The organism is Vibrio sp. 1641 (genome assembly GCF_033339995.1).
GTDB lineage: Bacteria > Pseudomonadota > Gammaproteobacteria > Enterobacterales > Vibrionaceae > Vibrio > Vibrio alginolyticus.
Genome location: NZ_JAWOVP010000071.1, coordinates 1 through 931, shown reverse-complemented (window position 1 = coordinate 931; position 931 = coordinate 1). Strand labels below are relative to the sequence as shown.

General features: G+C 48.0%; 1 protein-coding gene. It reads right to left on the bottom strand.

Features of this window, described 5'->3' with window-relative positions; translation table 11 throughout:
- The coding region (locus tag R7Z47_RS24215; protein ID WP_318130683.1) for an ABC transporter substrate-binding protein at nt 1-931 on the bottom strand (931 nt) is incomplete at both ends.

Here is a 931-nt window from a genome sequence, read left to right as displayed (position 1 = left end):
CGCATCGTTCACGTAACGGTTGTTTGGCGCAATCATAGTTAGGGCAAAGCCGTTCTCGTAGCCCGCTTCTTTCATCAGCTCTTTAGCTTTCTTCAGATCGTAGCGAGGAACCAGTTTTTCGTTGTGACCAACGTAACCCGCAGGACTTTGCTGACCAGCAGCTGTCGCGAAGCCTTTCATGATTTTCTTCACGATGCCTTCGTTGTTGATCGCATGCACGATAGCTTGACGAACGCGCACGTCTTTCAACGCTTCATTGCTGTTTTGGTTCATTTGGAACGTGATGATTCGCGTACCAGGTAGTGTCACGAGATCGATGCCTTTCGCATCTTTCACACGTTGGTGATCGTTTGGCGCTACTGGGTGAATCATATCGACGCCACCAGAAAGAAGCGCAGCCACACGAGTCGCGTCTTCTTTGATTGGTACTAGCGTTAGCTTATCAACGTTACCTTTCGACGCTTTATCCCAGTAATCTTTGAAGCGTTCAAATTCCACTTTTACGCCTTGTTCACGTGATGTCACGATGAATGGGCCAGTACCGGAAACGTGAGTCGATGCAAATGAGTTACCGTGCTTCACTAGTTCAGACTTGTCTTTGCCGTCTTCTGTCTTACCTGAGTAGAACTTGCTGTCCATAGGGAAGATGTACGTCGCCGTTTGCAGAACAAGTGGGTATGGACCTTTAGTAACCAAATCGCACGTGTAGTCATCCACTTTTACGATTTTCTCGTACGGGTCGAAGATCGCTTTAAAGTCTGGAGAGCTTTGTAGACGCTCAAATGTCCACACCACATCATCCGCTGTTAGCGAGTTACCAGAGTGGAACTTCACGCCTTCACGCAGTTTGAAGCGTACCGTTGTATCGTTAACACGTTCCCAGCTTTCTGCTAGACGAGGTTCGAAGTCCATTGTTTGAGTGAACCGAACT